This window comes from Bosea sp. (in: a-proteobacteria), assembly GCF_023953965.1.
In the GTDB taxonomy this organism is placed as follows: Bacteria; Pseudomonadota; Alphaproteobacteria; order Rhizobiales; family Beijerinckiaceae; genus Allobosea.
In genome coordinates this window covers 1,416,562-1,436,239 of sequence record NZ_JAMLIX010000001.1, presented here as the reverse complement: position 1 = coordinate 1,436,239, position 19,678 = coordinate 1,416,562, and the positions used below count along the sequence as shown (strand labels likewise).

Sequence of the window (19,678 nt, the reverse complement as noted above, 5' to 3'; positions counted from 1 at the left end):
GCACTAAATTAGAATCATTCTAATCTTAGGGGAGGCGCAGCCATCATGCAAGGTGAGCCTGGCACCCGCGGCCTCGGGCGCTTTTTTGAAGAGCCGGCGGCGGGCTCATCGCTGGCGGAAACTGCGATCGAACTGGTCCGTCAGCGGCTTCAGGAAATAGGAGAGAGCCGAACGATCGCCGGTCTGAAGAAAGGCCTCGGCCGGCATTCCGGGAACGAGGCGACTGAATTCCTCGGACTTCCGGGCGGATTCATCCAGAGCGACCTGCACCGTGTAATAGCTCATGCCGGACTTCTGGTCGGTCGACAGATCAGGCGCGATCGATGTGACATGCCCGAGGAATTCCGGCGTGACGCGCTGGTTGAAGGCCGGGAACCGCAAATGGGCCACCTGCCCTATGCGGATCTGGTCGATATCTCCCGGCAGGACCCGCGCCTCGACGATGAGCGGATCGTCCGAAGGCACGATGAACATGATCGCCTCGCCCGCCCCGATCACGGCGCCGGGGGCGAAAACCGCGAGCTGGTGAACGAAGCCCTTCTGCGGCGAAGCGATATTGGTCCGGCTGAGCTGGTCCTCGGCGGCGACCTTGCGCTCCGACAGCTCCGACAGCTTCGCCTGCACCTCGCGCAGCGAGCTCGCGACATCGCTGCGCAACTCCTGATCCACCTGATGGATTTGCAGCCCGATCTCGGCGACGCGCCCCTTGGCCTGAGCGATCTGCGCCTGAAGCTGCCCGCGCTCGCCCTCATTGCGAGCGGCGTCGCGCTCCAGCACGACGAAACGCTGAATGCCGATCAGCTTGTTGTCCCAGAGCTTTCGAACCCCGTCGAGCTCCTTGAAGATGAGCTCCGATTCCTTTTCCTTCGCCCAGAGCTGGCGCGTCAGGCCCTCGATTTCCTGCTGAATCTGCGCCGAGCGCTCGGCGAGCAGCGATTTCTGGCCCATCCGCGTGTTGCGCCGCAGCTCGAACAACCGCTTTTCGCTCTGCATCACGGCATCGGCCTCGGCATCGCCGGCGCGCAGGGACAGCTCCGCCGGAAAGGTGATGTCCCCTGCGGAATCGCGCTCGGCTTCCAGCCGCCCCTGCCGGGCGTAATGCTCGAGCATCCCCTTGCTGATCACCTTGAGATTGGCATTGAGAACCGTCGGATCGAGCTTGATCAAAGGCTCGCCGGCCTCGACCTGCCGGCCGTTCTTGACGAAGACCTCGAGGACCACCCCGCCAAACGGATGCTGGATCTTCTTGACGTTCGAATTGACCACGACGACGCCGCTGGCGATGACGGCGCCGGAGAGATCCGTCGCGACGGCCCAGCCTCCGATCCCGAGGACGAGGCTGCAGAACAGGCCCAGGCCGACCAGAGCGTGACGCGCAACGGTGCGTTGCGCGCGATCGAGCTTGAGACCGAGGGTCATCCGCCCGTTCCGGTTTCGCTCACCACCTTCAGGGGCGGCCCGCTGGGGGCGCGTGCGGTCAGGCGCGCCATCACCTCGTCCCGCGGACCGATCGTCTGCAGACGGCCCTCGGCGATCACCGCGACAAGATCGACCGAGGCGAGCAATTGCGAGCGGTGGGCAACCACGACGACGATGGCGCCGCGCGACCGTGCTTCCGTGATCGCCTTGGCCAGCGCCTGCTCGCCTTCCGCATCGAGGTTCGAGTTCGGCTCGTCGAGGACGATCAGGAACGGCTCGCCGTAGAGCGCGCGCGCCAGCGCGATCCTCTGCCTCTGGCCGGCCGACAGGTTCGCCCCTCCTTCGCCGAGCTTCGTCTCATAGCCTTGCGGCAGGTTCAGGATGAGATCGTGCACATCGGCCCGCCGCGCCGCCGCGATGATGGCTTCGCTCGATGGCGCGGCGGCGAAGCGCGAGATGTTCTGCGCGACGGTCCCGGCGAAGAGGTCGACGTTCTGGGGAAGATAGCCGAGGTGCTCGGCCCTCGCCTCGTCGGACCACTGGTCGAGCGCGGCGCCATCCAGCTTGATGCGCCCCTTGGCCGGCTTCCAGACACCGACGATCGCGCGGATCAACGACGATTTCCCGGAGCCGCTCGGGCCTATCACGGCAAGCCCGCTTCCGGCGCTGAGCGAGAACCCGACATCGCTGAGAACGAGCCGCTCGCTGCCGGGTGGCGCGAGCGAAATCCCGTCGATGGCGAGCGACTTTTCCGGCTTCGGCAGCGCGAAGGCCTGGAGGCGCTCCGGAAACAGCGCCAGCAGGCGCGACAGCCTGCGCCAGCTCTCGCGCGCGGCCACGACGCCGCGCCAGTTGGCGATCGCGAGATCGATCGGCGCCAGCGCGCGCCCGGCGATGATCGAGCCGGCGACGATCGCGCCCGATGATATCTCCTGCTTGATCGCAAGATAGCCGCCGAGCGCGAGAACCAGCGATTGCAGCAGCATCCTGAAGCTTCGCGACAGAATGCTGATGGCGGTCGCCCGATCGACCAGGCTCACGCTGCGATTGACGTAATCCCGGCTGACATCGTTCCACATCTCGGAAAAGCGGCCGGCGAAACCCATCCCATGCAGCACTTCGGCGTTGCGCCGCGCGCTTTCGACCATGGCGCCACGCTGCGCGCCGAGGACGGAGACCGATTTCGTCAGATCGCGCGTCAGAACCTCGGCCAGGATCGACAAGCCGATCAGGACACAGGCGCCGGCAACCGCGGCATAGGCGATCCACGGATGCAGCAGCATGCAGAACCCGACATAGATCGGAATCCAGGGGAGGTCGAAAAAGGCGATCAGCCCCGGGCTGCCGACGAAGGTCCTGATCTGGTCGAGATCGCGGATCGCCTGCCCGCCTTCGTCGAATCGCATGGTACGCAGCGACATCTCGAGGACGGCGGCATGGGCGGGGCGCCCGAACGCCTCGTCGAAGGCCGCCCCGATCCTGACCAGGATCCGCGTCCGGACATATTCCATGGCGCCCTGAAACAGGACGAGAACGACCAGGATGACGATGAGACCGACGAGCGTCGGAACGCTGTGGCTCGGGACGACCCGGTCATAGACCTCCAGCATGAACCAGGAGCCGGTCAGCGTCAGCACGTTGACGGCGCAGCTCAGGAGGATGACGACCGCGAGCGTCGACCGGAAGGCCCTGGTCAGCTGGGTCAGCGGGTTCGCCAGCTCGTTCTGCTCGCGGCCTGGGAAGGACCCCGCGGACCTCAAGGCCATTCCGCCCCTCGCAGATTGAAAGCGCTGCCCTCACCTCCCGCGGTGCGACCCCCGCGGCATGGCACATGCCGCGGGGCCGGCGCGGAAGCCGGACACCCTGCAGCCGGCCCCGCCGCGAGGAACGCCGTATCAGCCATGCGATAACGACGTCACATTGAACGCCTTCCAGTCACTCCAGAGATAGCCGTCGAAGGCGCGCACATAGAGCTGATCGGTGGTTTCGGCGGATGCGCCCGTGAAGCTCGCGGAAGCGAGATCGGCCGCCAGGACCTCGATCGCCTCCTGGGCATGCTGGGGCGTTCCGTTCACCGACCAGTACCCGCTGTTCGCTGCCGGATTGCTGTCCCAGAACTCATATTTGGTGATCGTATCGTTTTCGGCATCCGTCACGTCGAAGAAGGCGGAAGCCTCGACGATCTCATTGGTCGCCACGACGTAGCCGGCGTCCGCATGCACCACCGGCGCGACGTCCAGCGGCGCCGTGACCGTGAATGCCTTCCAATCGCCCCAGATCAGGCCGTCGAAGGCCCGCGCATAGAGCAGGTCCGAGCCGGAACCGCTCTGGAACGTGGTGTTCGCCAGGTCCGACGCGCCGATCTCGATCGACCGTCCGGCGTCCTGCGTCGCACCGTTCACGGTCCAGTGGCCGCTCGACGCATTCGCGTTGCCGTCCCAGATCTGATACTTCGTGATCGTGTCGCCATCCGTATCGGCGGCGCTGAACAGCGCCGAGGCGGCAAAGACCTGTCCGTGGGTCGCGGCCTTGTCGGTCGCGCTCACCGTCGGCGCCGCGTTCGGCGGCGCGGCGATCGTGAAGTCCTTCCAGGCGCTCCAGGCCACGCCGTCGAAGACCTGCACCGACACGGTGTCACTCACGCTACCCGCCGACCAGACCGTTTGGGCGAACTCCGCCGCCGTGATCTCGATGGTCAGGTTCGCTCCCTTCTCGACGCCGTTCACCGTCCAGTGGCCGCTCGACGCACTCGCATTGCCGTCCCACAGCCGGTACTTCGTGATCGTGTCGCCATCCGCGTCATTGGCGGTGAACAGCAGCGCGGCCTGCGTCGTCAGGGCGCCATGCGCCGGCGTGTAGGTCGCGGCCGTCACGGTCGGCGCCACGTTCGGCGGCGCCGCGATCGTGAAGTCCTTCCAGGCGCTCCAGGCCACGCCGTCGAAGACCTGCACCGACACCGCATCGCTCACCGAACCCGCCGACCAGACCGTGTTGGCGAACTCCGCCGCCGTGATCTCGATGGTCAGGTTCGCTCCCTTCTCGACGCCGTTCACCGTCCAGTGGCCGCTCGACGCACTCGCATTGCCGTCCCACAGCCGGTACTTCGTGATCGCGTCGCCATCCGCGTCGGTGGTGGTGAACACCAGCGAGGCCTGCGTCGTCAGGGCGCCATGCGCCGGCGTGTAGGTCGCGGCCGTCACGGTCGGCGCCGCGTTCGGCGGCGCCGCGATCGTGAAGTCCTTCCAGGCGCTCCAGGCGACGCCGTCGAAGACCTGCACCGACACCGCATCGCTCACGGAACCCGCCGTCCAGACCGTGTTGGCGAACTCCGCCGCCGTGATCTCGATGGTCAGGCTCGCTCCCTTCTCGACGCCGTTCACCGTCCAGTGGCCGCTCGACGTATTGGCGTTGCCGTCCCACAGCCGGTACTTCGTGATCGCGTCGCCGTCCGCGTCGTTGGTGGTGAACAGCAGCGAGGCCTGCGTCGTCAGGGCGCCATGCGCCGGCGTGTAGGTCGCAGCCGTCACGGTCGGCGCCGCGTTCGGCGGCGCGGCGATCGTGAAGTCCTTCCAGGCGCTCCAGGCGATACCGTCGAAGACCTGCACTGAGACGGTGTCGCCCACGCTACCCACCGACCAGACCGTGTTGGCGAACTCCGCCGCCGTGATCTCGATGGTCAGGTTCGCTCCCTTCGCGACGCCGTTCACCGTCCAGTGGCCACTCGACGTATTGGCGTTGCCGTCCCACAGCCGGTACTTCGTGATCGCGTCGCCATCCGCGTCGTTGGTGGTGAAGAGCGCGGACGCCTGTATCGTCAGATCTTCATGCGCCGGCGTGTAGGTCGCAGCCGTCACGGTCGGCGCCGCGTTCGGCGGCGCCGCGATCGTGAAGCTCCCCCACGCGCTCCAGGCGATACCATCGAAGACCTGCACCGAGACGGCGTCACTCATGGAACCAGCCGCCCAGACCGTGTTGGCGAACTCCGCCGCCGTGATCTCGATGATCAGGTTCGCTCCCTTCGCGATGCCGTTCACCGTCCAGTGGCCGCTCAACGCACTCGCATTGCCGTCCCACAGCCGGTACTTCGTGATCGCGTCGCCATCTGCGTCGTTGGCGGTGAACAGCAGCGAGGCCTGCGTCGTCAGGGCGCCATGCGCCGGCGTGTAGGTCGCAGCCGTCACGGTCGGCGCCACGTTCGGCGGCGGCGCGATCGTGAAGTTCGCCCACGCACTCCAGGCCACGCCGTCGAAGACCTGCACCGAGACGGTGTCGCCCACGCTACCCGCCGACCAGACCGTGTTGGCGAACTCCGCCGCCGTGATCTCGATGATCAGGTCCGCTCCCTTCTCGACGCCGTTCACCGTCCAGTGGCCGCTCGACGCACTCGCATTGCCGTCCCACAGCCGATACTTCGTGATCGCGTCGCCATCCGCGTCGTTGGTGGTGAACACCAGCGAGGCCTGCGTCGTCAGGGCGCCATGCGCCGGCGTGTAGGTCGCGGCCGTCACGGTCGGCGCCGCGTTCGCCGGCGCGGCGATCGTGAAGTTCGCCCACGCACTCCAGGCGACGCCGTCGAAGACCTGCACCGAGACGGCGTCACTCACGGAACCAGCCGACCAGACCGTGTTGGCGAACTCCGCCGCCGTGATCTCGATGGTCAGGTTCGCTCCCTTCTCGACGCCGTTCACCGTCCAGTGGCCGCTCGACGCACTCGCATTGCCGTCCCACAGCCGATACTTCGTGATCGCGTCGCCATCCGCGTCGTTGGTGGTGAACACCAGCGAGGCCTGCGTCGTCAGGGCGCCATGCGCCGGCGTGTAGGTCGCGGCCGTCACGGTCGGTGCCGCGTTCGGCGGCGCCGCGATCGTGAAGTCCTTCCAGGCGCTCCAGGCGACGCCGTCGAAGACCTGCACCGACACCGCATCGCTCACGGAACCCGCCGTCCAGACCGTGTTGGCGAACTCCGCCGCCGTGATCTCGATGGTCAGGCTCGCTCCCTTCTCGACGCCGTTCACCGTCCAGTGGCCGCTCGACGCACTCGCATTGCCGTCCCACAGCCGGTACTTCGTGATCGCGTCGCCATCCGCGTCGGTGACGCTGAAGAGCGAGGACGCTATCAGGCTCGTGGCACCATGGGCCGGCGTCACCGTCGCGCTCGCCGTGACGACGGGAATGCTCTCCGGCGCGGTGGCGATGGTGAAGCTCTTCCACGCGCTCCACTCGAAACCGTCGAAGGCGCGGATGAAAACCGTATCGGCCGTCGAGCCCACCGTCCATTGCATGTTGGCGAGGTCGGCCGCATTCACGACGATGCCGCGCGCGCTCCCCTGAGCGGCGCCCGACAAGGTCCAATGCCCGCTCGTCGACGCCGTCGTGTCGTCCCAGAACTCGTACTTCGTGATGGCATCGCCGTCGTCGTCGGCCACGCTGAAGAGCGCGCTCGCCGCCACGCTCGTACTGCGATGCGCCGGCGTATAGGCCGAGGCGCTCACGACCGCAGCCCGGTTCAGGGTGATGTCCAGCGTGACGGTGCCGGAGGAGGCGGAAGCCGATCCGAAGAAGGCGCCAACCGTGAAATCGGTCATGGTATAGGTGAAAACGTCGTGGAGATGCGACCCGGTGGCTCCGGACGCACCGGACGCCACATAGCTGTAGCTGCCGTTCGGATTCAGGGTCAGCGTCCCGTACAAACCGGCGGTCGCGATCCCGACATTGGCGCTCAGGCCATTGACGGAGCTGACGAACAGCGAATCGCCCGCGGGACGGATATCGTTCGTCAGGACGTTGCCCGCCGCGACGCCCGCGACCGTGGCGCCGGTGTCGGCATTGGCGGCCAGGCCGAGCGTGATCGCCCGATCGGCGAACTCGAGAACCTGAACCCTCCGCAGGAAATCCTGACCGTCGGGCGATCCCGCGCGCAGATCGGTGACGGTCCAGCTCCCATCGCCGTTATCGACGATGTCGTAGTCGGCCATGTCGCCGGTGAACTTGGCCTTGTTGACGCCTCCGCCGCCCTCGATGAAGTCGTCGCCGCCATAGCCCTTGAAGATGTCCGCGTTGGAGCCTCCGAGCAGGATGTCGTCGAAATGGCTGCCGAGAATCCATTGCGCGGAACCCGAGCCGGAGGAGTTGACGACACGCCCGTCATCGTTCCCGTCGAAGATCGCGGCCTTGACGACGTTCTCGGCGCCCGAAACCGGCTCCCGCCAGATCAGCTCGACCTGGTTCTGGCCGAGGCCGCGCAGGCGATCGAAGGTCGTGAGATCGGGGACGATCATGTCGCTGACCAGATTGCCGTACTTGTCGAACAGCGACAGATGAACCTCGCCGTTGTCGGCATAGCCGACGACGTTCATCCCGTTCGCGAGCAGCTGATGCTGCAGCCGGCCGAGCGACTGGCCCGACGCCAGCACGGTCGTCGTCGGCGTGCCGACCAGCGTGTTCGCCGCGCTGACGGCGAAGGTCTGGAGGACGTGCGCCCCGGTGCCCTGCTGGATGCCTTCGGCGACGAACAGGCGCGAGCCGTCGGACTGCACGAGCTCGAGGAACTGGTAGATATCCTGGAGGTGGCCGGGATCGACCACCCCCACGACCGGCCCGAGCGCACCCGTATTCGCATTGAAGTTCTGGAACTTCAGCTTCGCTTCGCCGCTGCTGCGATCCTCGCTGATGAAAGTGAACTGGTTGCCCGACACCGACATGACGACGTAGTCGTTCCCCGTCGCGATCTTCTGCGGGGCGTAAGCCGCCGTCCCGGTCGCGGGATTAACCTTGGCGTACCAGTAATCCATGGTCGACGCGCCCACGGCCCGCGTCCCGTAGCCGGCCACGATCGTCCCGTCGGAAGCCACGTTCCAGTCGAGGTTGCTATAGTTGGCCACCCCGGCGAACAGGTTGGTCGGGGCCCCCACCAGCGTGATGCTGGGGCTGCCGACATAAGCCAGGTTGCTCGCGGCGAAATTCAAAGCCTGCAGCTTGACGTCGAACGTCCCGGGCGCGCCGCCATCCGTCGGCGCCACCCAGACGGCGAAGCCCTGGGCGGGCCCCCCCGAAGTCTGCTTGTACATGATGACGCTCTTGTCCAGGACCTCGGCGCCATTGACCGTCTTGCCGCTCGTATAGTTGGCGATGACGACGGCCCCGTCGAGGTCGCCGAACTTGTCCTGCCCCGCCACGACCAGCGTCTGTGCATTCGGCCCGCCCGGCGTGTAGCCGGCCGTCGGGCTGTAGCCATCGATGAAGACCACGTCCCCATTCCAGGCGCCGCGATGCGGGCGCCCCCAGACCACGCCGGTGATCGGTTCGTCGGCGCCATTCCGGAAAACCGGGCCGAGCTCGGTGAGCTGCGTCGCCTGGGTGGAGATCAGCTGTTGCTGGCCATCGGCGAAGTCGGCGATCTCGATGCTCCGGAGCGTATCGACGCCGTCGGGCGAGCCCACCCGCGTATCGGTCACCGTCCACGAGCCGTCACCGTTGCGCACGAGCGTGTAGTCGGCCTTGTTGCCGGTGTACTTGGCGATATCCTGGCCGGAGCCGCCGATGATCAGGTCGTTGCCGCCATAGCCCTTGAAGATGTCGCCGGCCGAGCCGCCGGTCAGGACATCGTCGACATGGCTGCCGAGCACCCATTGCGCCGAGCCCGAGCCCGAGAAGTCGACGAAGCGCCCGCCGTCGTTGGCGTCGTAGATCGCGGCCTTGACCACGTTCTCGTTGCCCGAAACCGTCTCCCGCCAGATCAGCTCGACCTGGTTCTGGCCGAGGTTGCGCAGGCGGTCGAAGGTGGTCAGGCCCGGCACCACCGTGTCGCTGACCAGATTGCCGTACACATCAAACAGCGACAGATGAACCACGTTGTTGTCGGCATAGGCGACCGCATTGAGCCCGTTCGCGAGCACCTGGTGCTGCAGCCGGCCGAGCGACTGGCCCGGCGCCAACACGACCGGCGTCGACGTGCTGGTCAGGATGTTCGCGGCATTGACGGTCAGCGTCTGGAGGATATGCGCCCCGGTTCCAAGCTGGATGCCCTCGATGACGAGCATGCGGGAGCCGTCGGACTGCCCGAGCTCGAGGACCTGGTACATGTCCGAGAAGCTGCCGGGATCGGCCACGCCCGTGACCGGCCCGTAAGTGCCGGTATCCGCATCGAAGTGCTGGAACGTCAGCTTCGCCGAGGGGCCGCTGCGATCCTCGCTGATCAGCGTGAAATCGCCGCCCAGGACGGAGATCGCAACATTTTCATACGTCGTCGCGAACTTCTGCGGCGCGTAAGCCGCCGTCCCGGTCAGGGGGTCGACCTTGGCGAACCAATAATCCGGCGCCACCGAGCCCACGGCCCGCGTCGTGTAGCCGACCACGATCGTCCCGTCGGCGGCCACGTTCCAGTCGAGGCCGTTATACTCGCTCACCCCGGCGAACAGGGTCGTCGGCACCCCCACCAGCGTGACGCTGGGGCTGCCGGTCTCATAGGCGAGCTGGTTGGCCGCGAAGGTCAGCGCCTGCAGCTTGACGTCGAACGTCCCGGCCGGGCCGCCATCCGTCGGCTCAACCCAGATGGCGAAGCCTTCGGCGGGCGCGCCCCCGGAAGCCTGCTTGGATATGATGACGCTCTTGTCCTGCACCTCGTTGCCGCGGACCGTCTTGCCGCTGGTATAGTTGGCGATGACGATGGTCTCATCGAGTTCGCCGAACTTGTCCTGCCCGGCCAGGACCAGCGTCTGCGGGTTCGGGCCTCCCGGCACATAACCGGCCGTCGGGCTGTAGCTGCCGATGAAGACCCCGTCTCCGCTCGAGGCGCCGCGATGCGGGCGCCCCCAGACCACGCCCGTGATCGGCGCGTGCGCATTGTCCAGGAAAACCGGGCCGGTCTGGGTGAGCTGCGTCGCCTGGACGGAGATCAGTTGTTTCTGGCCGTCGGCGAAGTCGAGGATCTCGACGCTCCGGAGCGTATCGGTGCCATCGGGCGAGCCGCCACGCGTATCGGTCACCGTCCACGAGCCGTCGACGTTGCGCACGAGCGTGTAATCGGCCTTGTTGCCGGTGTACTTGGCGATATCCTGGCCGGAGCCGCCGATGATCAGGTCGTTCCCGGCATAGCCCTTGAAGATGTCGCCGGCCGAGCCGCCGGTCAGGACATCGTTGAAATGGCTGCCCAGCAGCCAGACGGAACTCGACGAGCCGGACTGGTCGACATTCCGGGCGCTCGTATTGACGTCGTAGACGGCAGCCTTCACCGCGTTCTCGGCGCCTGAAACCGTCTCTCGCCAGACCAGCTCGAACTGGTTCTGGCCCAAGCTGCGAATCCGATCGAAATTCGTGAGGCCGGGCACGATGAAATCATCGATCTGCACACCCGCGGCATCGTAGACGGCCAAATGCACCTTGTTCTGATCGGTATAGGCCAGCACCAGCGAATCATTCGCCATGCGCTGGGCGTTCATCCGGATGCTGTTGGCCGATGCCAGCGTAATCGTCACGGGCGGAGCCGAGACATGGAAGGACGCATCGGCCTGATAGATGTTGAGGAAATGCTGATTGGTCGCCGTCTTGCCCTCGGCGACGATATCGAAACTCCCATCCGACTGGCGCAGGACCGACATGTTGAACAGGGTCGCGAAATTGGTCGCGATCGTCGTCGACGCGCCCACCGCTCCCGTCTCGGGCGAGAAGCTGCGCAGCTCGATCGAGGCCACCCCAGCGGTGATCTTTTCCGACACGAACAGGAAATCCGTGCCGTTGTCCGAGATCAGGAACGGGGCCCCGGCGCGCGTATTGAAGCTGACCTGCGGCCCGATGGCCTGCCCCTGCCCGTCGAAAGCCTGGTAGACGACGTCCTGCGTCGGCGCACCGGCCGCCCGCGTCGTGTAGCCGATGACCACGGCCGGTCCGCCGGGCAGCATCAAATTATTGAAATCGAGCGAGCTGTAGTTCGAAATACCCGAGGCAAGGGTGATTTCGGGGCCGAGATTGTAGGTATCGAAATATCCGGTATCGCGGGCGATCGCGGCCGGCTGGAACGAGAAACTCTTGAACTTGATATCGAACGTCCCCGGAGTTCCGGTCGGAACAGCCCAGACAGCCGCGCCGTTGACGAGCCCTTGCGTGGGCGAGGACAGGAGCATGACCCCCTTGTCGCCCACCTCGGAGCCGGTGACGGTCAAGCCGGTCGTGTAGGAGGCGATGGGAACGGCGTATTGAGAGACCTCGCCGAACCGATTCTCCCCTTGCAGCACAAGCTCCACCACGTTGGGGCCGGACGAATTGTAACCGCTCGAGGCAGTATACTGATTAATGTAGATGGGATCTCCGTTCCAAGCCGCACGCTGAGGTCGATACCATGTCGATCCCGAACCGGTGAAAATCTGACCGATGTCAACCAGCTTGGTTACAACAGACATTGCCCTCTCCCTGGAATATTATATTTTTTAGCCAAGATGCTTATGAAAACCTTCGCTTACATAAGCATCCAAACCTGGATACGCATGCCTCCCCTTGAACGCGCAGGCGGCATTAAACTCGGAAACACACGCGAAATTCTACCCATTGCTGCATAGGGATGCATATCAGAAATAGAAGCAATATCAACGCCCGATCGTCCCTCAATTTCCACTAGGGCATCGGGCCTCGCCACCGCCTATGGCCGAAATCTGTACGTATTACCTTAGGTAATTTCGAGAGAGCGCCGAGGCCGCGCAGCCGCGCGAAACCCGCTCGATTCGGATGAATGAGCCGGGCTCGCCGCTCAATCGGGAATCCGCTCCCAGTCCGTCAGCCAGGGGGCGGCCGAGGCGTCGCTCGGGGCGCGCCAGTCCCCGCGCGGCGAGAGCGAGCCGCCCGACGATACCTTCGGCCCGTTCGGCACGGCCGAGCGCTTGAACTGGCTCGTCTCGAAGAAGCGGCGGATGAAGACGTTGAGCCAGCGCTTGATCGTGGGCAGGTCATAGGCGACGCGCCTGGCCGCCTCCAGGTTCGGCGGCCAGGCGCCGCCCGTGGCATCGGCCCAGGCGTGCTGGGCGAGGAAGGCGATCTTCGTCGGCCGGAAGCCGTAGCGCGTCGTGTAGAACAGGTTGAAGTCCTGCAACGCGTAGGGGCCGACGAAATCCTCGGTCTTCTGCGCGGGCGCATCGCCCTCGCCCGGCACCAGCTCGGGCGAGATCTCGGTCGCGAGGATGTCGAGCATCACCGCCGAGGCTTCCGCGCCGAAGCGGCCGGACTGCGCCACCCAGCGGATCAGGTGCTGGATCAGCGTCTTCGGCACCGAGCCGTTGACGTTGTAATGCGACATGTGATCGCCGACGCCGTAGGTGCACCAGCCGAGCGCCAGCTCCGAGAGGTCGCCGGTGCCCATCACCAGGCCGTTGTGCCGGTTGGCGAGGCGAAACAGCACCGAGGTGCGCGCGCCGGCCTGCACGTTCTCGAAGGCGACGTCGTAGACCGGCTGTCCCTGGGCGAAGGGATGGCCGATATCGATCAGCATCTGCCGGCAGGCCGGCGTCATGTCGATCTCCTGCGCGCTGACGCCGAGCGCCCGCATCAGCCGCCAGGCATTGTCCTTCGTGCCCTTGCTGGTGGCGAAGGCCGGCAGCGTATAGGCGAGGATGTTCTCGCGCGGCAGACCGAGCGCATCGAAGGTCTGGGCGGCGACGATCAGCGCCTGCGTCGAATCGAGCCCGCCGGAGACACCGATCACGACCTTGTCGAGGCGTGTGCTCTCCAGCCGCTTGCGCAGGCCATGCGACTGGATGTTGTAGGCCTCGAAGCACAGCTCGCTCAGCCTTGCATCGTCGCTCGGCACGAAGGGGAAGCGCTCGACGGCACGCGCGAGCCCCAGATCGCTCTCGCGATCGGGATCGAGCGCGAAGGCGATGCGGCGGAAACCGAGCTTTTCGCGATGCAGATCAGCGCTGTCGCCGAAGGTGTTCTGGCGGATGCGGTCCATCGCCAGCCGCTCGAGGTCGATATCGGCGAGGATCAACTGCGGCTCCGCGGCGAAGCGCTCGGCCTCGGCCAGGAGCGCGCCGTTCTCGTAGATCATCGCCTGCCCGTCCCAGGCGAGGTCGGTGGTCGATTCGCCGGCGCCCGCCGCCGAATAGGCATAGGCGGCGATGCAGCGCCCCGAATGCGCCTTGCAAAGAGCGTGGCGCCACTGCGACTTGCCGATGGTGACGTTGGACGCCGAGAGGTTGAGCAGCACGGTGGCGCCGGCCAGCGCCGCGAAGGAGGAAGGCGGGATCGGCGTCCAGACATCCTCGCAGATCTCCATATGGACGACGAGATCCGGGATATCGCTCACTGCCAGCAGGATGTCCGTGCCGAACGGCACCTCCTGCCCGCACAGATCGATATAGAGGGCATCCGCCCGCTCGCCCGGGGCGAACTGGCGGCGCTCGTAGAATTCGCGATAGTTCGGCAGGTAGGTTTTCGGCACGGCGGCGAGGATGCGCCCGCGATGGATCGCGACGGCGCAGTTGAACAGCCGCCCCCCGACGCGCAGCGGCGCGCCGACCACGGCGGCGCAGCTGAGGCTGCGGCTTTCCGCAACAAGCGCGGCCAGCGCCGCATCGACCGCATCGAGCAGGGCGCCCTGCTGCAAGAGATCGTCGATCGCATAGGCGGAAAGGCCGAGCTCCGGAAACAGGCACAGCGAGGCGCCGCTCTCGTCGGCGCGGCGCAGCATGGCGACGGTCTCGGCCCCGTTGAAGGCGGGGTCGGCCACCTTCAGCCGTGGCGCGGCGCAGGCGAGGCGGACGAGGCCGTGAGCGTGGATATTGCGGAAACTCATGAAAACCCCGTCGGAGCGAGCCGGGAATGCCAGCCGAGCTTATCGCGCATGAAACCCCGACGCAGCAAGCCGCCTCGCCCGCCCGAAAAGGCCCGAAATCGAAACGCCGGATGTTGACATCGTTCTAACCGGCCGGCAAAGCCTCCCTCGATCTCGCCTGCGCACCCCATGCGCCCACCCAGCGGAAAGCCGCTCATGTCAGCCTCGACATCCTCCCGCCCTGCCCTCGACCTGTCCGAACAGCTCGCGCGCATCGCCAGCAAGGATTACCGGATCGGCATCATCGGGCTCGGCTATGTCGGCATTCCGCTGGCGCTGACGGCCTGCAAGGCCGGTTTCCCGGTCGTGGGCTTCGACATCGACGCCAAGCGCGTCGACCAGATCAACCGCGGCGAGAGCTTCATCAAGCATATCCCGACCGCGGCGATCGCCGCCGCGATCGCGGAAGAGCGCTTCCGCGCCACCACCGATTTCGACGAGCTCGGTAACGTCGACGCCATCATCATCGCCGTGCCGACGCCGCTGACCCGGCACCGCGAGCCCGATCTGAGCTATGTCGAGAGCACGGCGCGCGCCATCGCGCCGCGCCTGCGCAAGGGCCATCTCGTCGTGCTGGAATCGACGACCTGGCCAGGCACGACCGACGAGATCATGCGCCCGGTCTTCGAGGCGACGGGCCTGAAGAGCGGAACCGATTTCTATCTCGCCTTCTCGCCCGAGCGCGAGGACCCCGGCAATCCCGATTTCGGCACATCGACCATCCCGAAGGTCGTCGGCGGCGACGGCGCGGACGCGCTTGCGCTCGCCGACGCCGTCTACGGCGCCCTCGTGGTCAAGACCGTGCCGGTCTCCTCCTCGGCCACGGCCGAGGCCGTCAAGCTGACCGAGAACATCTTCCGCGCCGTCAACATCGCCCTCGTCAACGAGCTCAAGGTGATCTACGGCAAGATGGGCATCGACGTCTGGGAGGTGATCGACGCCGCCAAGACCAAGCCCTTCGGCTTCATGCCGTTCTATCCGGGCCCCGGGCTGGGCGGCCACTGCATCCCGATCGATCCGTTCTACCTGACCTGGAAGGCGCGCGAGTTCGACATCACGACGCAGTTCATCGAGCTCGCCGGTCAGATCAACACGGCGATGCCGCACTGGGTGATCGACCGCGTCGGCGAGGCGCTCGACCGCCGGCAGGGCCGGGGCCTGAGCCAGGCGAAGGTCCTGGTCATCGGCATCGCCTACAAGAAGAACATCGACGACATGCGCGAGAGCCCCTCGCTGCGCCTGATCGAGCTCCTCGAGGAGCGCGGCGCCAGGGCCGACTATCACGACCCGCATGTGCCGGTGATCCCGCCGACGCGCGAGCATGCGAGCCTGACCGGCCGGGCCTCGGTCGCGCTTTCGCCCGAGACGGTCGAGAGTTATGACGCGGTGCTGATCGCGACCGACCACGACGCGGTCGACTACAAGGCGCTCGTCACTGCAGCCCGCCTCGTGGTCGATACGCGCAACGCCTGCGCCAAGGCCGGCCTGACCGGCGGCAACATCGTCAAAGCCTGAGCCGGAACCTCCGGAAAACACCAGAGTACGAAAGCATGACCTCATTCGCCCTGATCGGCGCCGCCGGCTACATCGCGCCGCGCCACATGAAGGCCATCAAGGCCGTCGGCGGCGATCTCAAGGTCGCCTTCGACCCCAATGATTCCGTCGGCGTCATCGACAGCCATTTCCCGCAGGCGCATTTCTTCACCGAGTTCGAGCGCTTCGACCGGCATGTCGACAAGCTGCGCCGCCGCGGCGAGCGCATCGACTATGTCAGCGTCTGCTCGCCCAACTACCTGCACGACGCCCATATCCGCTTCGGCCTGCGCGCCGGCAGCGACGTGATCTGCGAGAAGCCGCTCGTCCTCAACCCGTGGAACATCGACGGGCTGATCGAGATCGAGCGCGATACCGGCCGCAAGGTCAACACCATCCTGCAACTGCGGCTGCACCCGGCGATCCAGGCGCTGAAAGAGCGCGTGGCGGCCTCGAACCAGCGCCATGCGGTCGATCTCACCTACATCACCTCGCGCGGGCGCTGGTATCACGCCTCCTGGAAGGGAGACGAGGCCAAGTCCGGCGGTGTCGCCACCAATATCGGCGTGCATTTCTTCGACATGCTCGCCTTCGTCTTCGGCCCGCTCAAATCGCAGACCGCGAGCCTGCGCGAGGCCGAGCGCGCCGGCGGCGTGCTCTCCTATGAGAAGGCGGATGTGCGCTGGTTCCTCTCGGTCGATGCCGGCGACCTGCCCGACGCCGTCAAGGGCCAGAAGACGACCTACCGCTCGATCTCGATGGACGGCGAGGAGGTCGAGTTCTCCGACGGCTTCACCGACCTGCACACCCGCAGCTACGAGGAGATCCTCGCCGGCAAGGGCTATGGGCTGGAAGACGTGCGCTTCTCGATCGAGGTCGTCTCGCAGTTCCGCCATGCGCCGGTGGTGAGCGCGGGCGAAACGCACCCCTTCGTCGCCAGGCACCTCAAGGGCTGACAGCATGGCCGGCGCGTCGCAGATGCGGGAAGACCCGCGCTTTCCCGGCGCGCTCGTCCATGAGAGCGCCTATGTCGACGAGGGCGCGACGCTGGGTCCCGGCACCAGGATCTGGCATTTCGTCCATGTGCTGGGGCAAACCACGATCGGCCGGGACTGCGTGCTCGGCCAGAACGTGATGGCCGGGCCGCGGGTGACGATCGGCGACGGCTGCAAGATCCAGAACAACGTCGCGCTCTATGACGGCGTCGAGCTGGAGGCGGATGTGTTCTGCGGGCCTTCCTGCGTCTTCACCAACGTCAACAATCCCCGCGCCTTCATGAACCGCAAGGCCGAGTTCCGCCGCACGCTGGTCAGGCGCGGCGCCAGCATCGGCGCCAACGCCACAATCGTCTGCGGCCACACGCTCGGCGCCTATTGCTTCATCGCCGCCGGCGCGGTGGTGACGAGGGACGTGCCGGACTATGCTCTGATGGCCGGCGTGCCGGCGCGCCGGATCGGCTGGATGAGCAAGGCGGGCGAGCGTCTCGGCCCCGACCTGACCTGCCCGCTGACCGGGACGCGCTATCGCGAAGCCGGCCCGGAGCATCTGGAGGAGATTGCCTGATGAGCGAGCGCGCGACGATCGAGTTCATCGACCTCAAGGCCCAGCGCCGGCATATCGGCCAGGCGATGGAAGACGCCATCCTCAAGGTCGTCCGTGACGGCAACTACATCCTCGGCGCGCAGGTCGCCGAGTTCGAGAAGGGGCTTGCCGCCTTCTGCGGCGCGAAGCACGCGATCGGCGTCGCCAACGGCACCGATGCGCTGATCCTCGTGCTCGAGGCGCTCGGCATCGGCCCGGGCGACGCGGTGATCTGCCCGAGCTTCACCTTCGCCGCCACCGCCGAGGTCGTCGCCTGGATGGGCGCCACCCCCGTCTTCGCCGAGATCGACGAGGCGACCTACAACCTCGATCCGAAGGGCCTCGCCGCGGCGCTCGACACGGCCAGGCAGCACAAGCTCACCCCCCGCGCCCTGATCAGCGTCGATCTCTTCGGCCAGGCTTGCGACTACGATCCGATCGAGGCGTTCTGCAAGCAGAACGGCCTCGTCCTGATCGCGGATTCGGCGCAAGGCTACGGCGCGCGCTACAAGGGCCGGGTAGCCGGTGCGATCGGCGATTTCGCCACGACGAGCTTCTTTCCGGCGAAGCCGCTCGGCTGCTATGGCGATGGCGGCGCGATCCTGACCGACAGCGACGAGCACGCGGCGCTCTTGATGTCGCTGCGCTTCCACGGCAAGGGCTCCTACAAATACGACAATGTCCGCGTCGGCGTGAATTCGCGGCTCGACACCATCCAAGCCGCCGTGCTGATCGAGAAGCTCAAGGTCTATGCCGAGGAGATCGAGAAGCGGCAGGCGGTGGCCGGGCGCTACACCGCCGCGCTGAAGGATATCGCCGTCACGCCCCATGTCATGCCGGACTGCGTCTCGACCTGGGCCCAGTACACGATCCGCGTCCCGGCCGCCCGCCGCGACGCCTTCCAGGCGGCGCTGAAGGAGAAGGGCGTGCCGACGACGGTCTACTACCCGAAGCCGCTGCACCAGCAGACCGCCTACAGGCATTTCCCCGTCGCCGGCAACGGCCTGCCGGTCTCCGAGCGCGTCGCGCAGGAGGTGGTGTCGCTGCCGATGCACCCCTATCTCGACGAGGAGACGCAAGGCTACATCATCGCGGCCGTGCGCGAGGCGCTGGCCGCGCCGGCGGCCGCGGTGGCATGAACCGGCGGCTCAGGCTGGCTTATCTCTCGCTGGAGACGCCACGGCCCGGGCAGGCCTCGCAGACGCATATCGACGAGATCATCGCCAGCCTGAGGGAGCATGGCTGGCAGGTCGAGCTCTTCGCGACCACGAGCGGCGGCGCCAGCACGCGCACCTCCTTCCTGCGGCGGCTCGTCGACTATGGCCGGGTGCAGCTTGCGCTGGCGCGCCGCCTGCGCGAATTCGACGCCGTCTTCGTCCGCTCGCATGTCATGGCGCTGCCGCTCGCGCTCGCCGCGCGCCGGCGCGCGGTGCCCGTGGTGCAGGAGATCAACGGCAAGCCCGCCGACATCGGCGTGACCTATCCGCGTCTGAAACCTTTCGCGCCTCTCTTCGCCCGGCTCTACCGGACGCAGTATCGCATCGCGGCTCATCTGATCGGCGTCACCGAGGGCCTGTCGCAGTGGGCCCGCGCCTTCGCCGGCCACGACCGGGTCAGCACCGTCTCCAACGGCGCCAATACCGATCTCTTCACACCCGACGGGCCGCAGGCCGACATCGCCGGCCGCTATGTGATCTTCGTCGGCGGCCTCGTCGCCTGGCACGGCATCGCCACCATGCTGGCGGCGCTGCGGGAGCCGGCCTGGCCGGCGGATGTCAGGCTCGTCGTCGTCGGCGACGGCATCGAGCGCGGCAAGGTCGAGGCCGCCGCCGGCGATCCCCGCCTGCTCTGGCTCGGCCGGCAGCCCTACGAGGCCGTGCCGGCGCTGCTGCGCGGCGCGCTCGCCGCCCTTTGCGTCATCGAGGACCAGGACGGCCGCTCGGCCTCGGGCGTGGCCCCGCTGAAGCTGTTCGAAGCGATGGCCTGCGGCGTGCCCGTGATCGTAAGCGACCTGCCGTTCCAGTCCGATATCATCCGCGCCCATGAAGCCGGGCTGATCGTGCCGGCGGCGGCGCCCGGACCCCTGGCGGCCGCTGTCCGCGAGCTCGGCGAGGCGCCGCAGGCCGCCCGGGCGATGGGCGCCAATGGCGCGCGCTATGTCGTGCGGGAGGCGAGCTGGCGCCGCCGCGGCGGCGACATCCACCATATTCTGGAAACGGTCCTGAGCCGTTGAGGCCGCCAATCTCCGCTTGGAAACATCCGCAAGGCCCTTTACACGCCCCGGAAAGCTGAGGCAGGACACGCCCGCACGCAAAAGAATGTGCACCT

The 19,678-nt window shown here is 66.6% G+C and carries 9 protein-coding genes; 5 read left to right on the top strand and 4 right to left on the bottom strand.

Translation table 11 applies throughout. The features are described from left to right. Window positions 1–105: 105 nt before the first annotated feature. The 4 genes from M9917_RS06710 to M9917_RS06695 form a co-directional block, all read right to left on the bottom strand. Window positions 106–1,419: an HlyD family type I secretion periplasmic adaptor subunit gene (locus tag M9917_RS06710; RefSeq protein ID WP_297252053.1), complete on the bottom strand. Its 1,314-nt coding sequence runs from the start codon at window positions 1,417–1,419 to the stop codon at window positions 106–108. Further along, on the bottom strand, window positions 1,416–3,185 hold the full coding sequence (locus tag M9917_RS06705) for a type I secretion system permease/ATPase (protein ID WP_297252051.1): 1,770 nt from the start codon (window positions 3,183–3,185) through the stop codon (window positions 1,416–1,418). Before M9917_RS06705 ends, M9917_RS06710 begins: the two co-directional genes overlap by 4 nt. Window positions 3,186–3,314: 129 nt before the next feature. Next, window positions 3,315–11,657: a beta strand repeat-containing protein gene (locus M9917_RS06700; protein ID WP_297252049.1), complete on the bottom strand. Its 8,343-nt coding sequence runs from the start codon at window positions 11,655–11,657 to the stop codon at window positions 3,315–3,317. 500 nt (window positions 11,658–12,157) lie between these two features. After that, window positions 12,158–14,197, bottom strand: a complete 2,040-nt coding sequence (locus M9917_RS06695) for an NAD(+) synthase (protein ID WP_297252047.1) — start codon at window positions 14,195–14,197, stop codon at window positions 12,158–12,160. 195 nt (window positions 14,198–14,392) lie between these two features. On the opposite strand from M9917_RS06695, the gene M9917_RS06690 reads away from it, so the two are divergent. The 5 genes from M9917_RS06690 to M9917_RS06670 are packed head-to-tail and all read left to right on the top strand — an operon-like array spanning window position 14,393 to window position 19,583. Then, a complete protein-coding gene (locus tag M9917_RS06690; RefSeq protein WP_297252046.1) occupies window positions 14,393–15,751 on the top strand; it encodes a nucleotide sugar dehydrogenase in 1,359 nt (452 codons plus the stop codon). A 35-nt stretch (window positions 15,752–15,786) separates the two neighbouring features. Then, window positions 15,787–16,725, top strand: a complete 939-nt coding sequence (locus M9917_RS06685) for a Gfo/Idh/MocA family oxidoreductase (RefSeq protein WP_297252044.1) — start codon at window positions 15,787–15,789, stop codon at window positions 16,723–16,725. Window positions 16,726–16,729: 4 nt separating this feature from the next. After that, entirely contained in the window at window positions 16,730–17,332 is a 603-nt protein-coding gene (locus tag M9917_RS06680) for an acyltransferase (protein ID WP_297252042.1), read from the top strand. Continuing rightward, window positions 17,332–18,489 (top strand): DegT/DnrJ/EryC1/StrS family aminotransferase, encoded by a 1,158-nt coding sequence (locus M9917_RS06675; protein WP_297252040.1) that lies wholly within the window; start codon window positions 17,332–17,334, stop codon window positions 18,487–18,489. The genes M9917_RS06680 and M9917_RS06675 overlap by 1 nt, the downstream gene beginning before the upstream one ends. Further along, the gene (locus M9917_RS06670; RefSeq protein WP_297252038.1) at window positions 18,486–19,583 is read left to right on the top strand and encodes a glycosyltransferase; all 1,098 of its coding nucleotides are present in this window, start codon (window positions 18,486–18,488) and stop codon (window positions 19,581–19,583) included. The genes M9917_RS06675 and M9917_RS06670 overlap by 4 nt, the downstream gene beginning before the upstream one ends. The last annotated feature ends 95 nt before the right edge of the window (window positions 19,584–19,678 follow it).